This window comes from Streptomyces cyaneus (assembly GCF_004028635.1).
Classification (GTDB): Bacteria; Actinomycetota; Actinomycetes; order Streptomycetales; family Streptomycetaceae; genus Streptomyces; species Streptomyces cyaneus.
Window position 1 is genome coordinate 1 of record NZ_RQJW01000035.1, and the last position, 1050, is coordinate 1050.

1 protein-coding gene is annotated in these 1050 nt (G+C 64.8%); it reads right to left on the minus strand.

The features are described from left to right. Positions 1–141: 141 nt before the first annotated feature. The coding region (locus tag EHO50_RS43840; RefSeq protein WP_128437477.1) for a tyrosine-type recombinase/integrase at positions 142–1050 on the minus strand (909 nt) is incomplete at its 5' end.

Genomic DNA, 1050 nt, shown 5'->3' on the forward strand with positions numbered 1-1050 from the left:
TACGGCATCCCCCGCTGGCCATCAGAAACGGCCGTTAAGCGTCAGGTGGTCGGCCTCGGCGTCGCTGTAGTTGAGGCAGTGTCGGGGCCTACGCGCTTGGCGATGACTGAACCGCTCGTGCTGTCACCCAGAGCGTGCTTTTCATGCGGCGAGGTCGAGGTTGAGGACCTTGGCGGCTTTGCTGATGGAGCCGGGCATGAGGTGGCGGTAGATCTTGAAGGTGATCTCGATGGTCTTGTGGCCCATCCACTCGGCGACGTCGGTGATGGGAATGCCGTGCGTGAGGCAGTTCGAGGCGAAGAAGTGCCGCATGCCGTAGACGACCATCCCATCAGGGATGTCGACCTGACCGGCCTTCTTGATCCGCTGCCACTGGTTGGCGATGTGGTAATGCGGGAACGTGCGGGACGGGTCGCTCGGGTGGCGCAGCAGGTAGCCGTCGACGGTGCCGTGCTTGGCGGCGTACCACTCGATGCTCTGCCTCACCCGCGCGGGCAGGGGCACGTCCCGGTACTCGCCCACCTTGCGGTGCTTGAGACGCTCGTACTGGCAGGTGGTCCGGTTGACCTGCTCGGTGATGCGGTAGACGTCGTCGGCGACGATGTTGTTGAGGTTGACCGCGAACGCCTCACCGTTGCGCATGCCGCACCCGCTCATCAGATCGGCGACCAGCAGGAAACTGTCGTCACCGGCGGTGCGTATCTGACCCAGCTGCTCCGGTGACGGGATCACCACCCGCTTGGGGTCGTACTGCGGCGGCTTCACCCCGGCCACCGGGTTGTCGTCGAACAGCCCGAGCCGGTTCGCGTCCAGCAGGATCGCCTTCAGCTTGTCGAAGGCGTTCACCTGAGCGGCCAGGCCGATGCCATTACGCTCCATGGTCTGCAGGAAGCCCTCAACCACCTTGTGGTCGAAGGAGTTCATCCGCCGGCTGCCCAGCAGCGGCAGCAGATGAATGTTCAGCAGCGAATCCAGGTGCACCACAGACGCCGGCCCCAGATCCCGCTGGCCGGCCTTCCACTCGCCGGCGTACTCCTCGAACCGCATCGC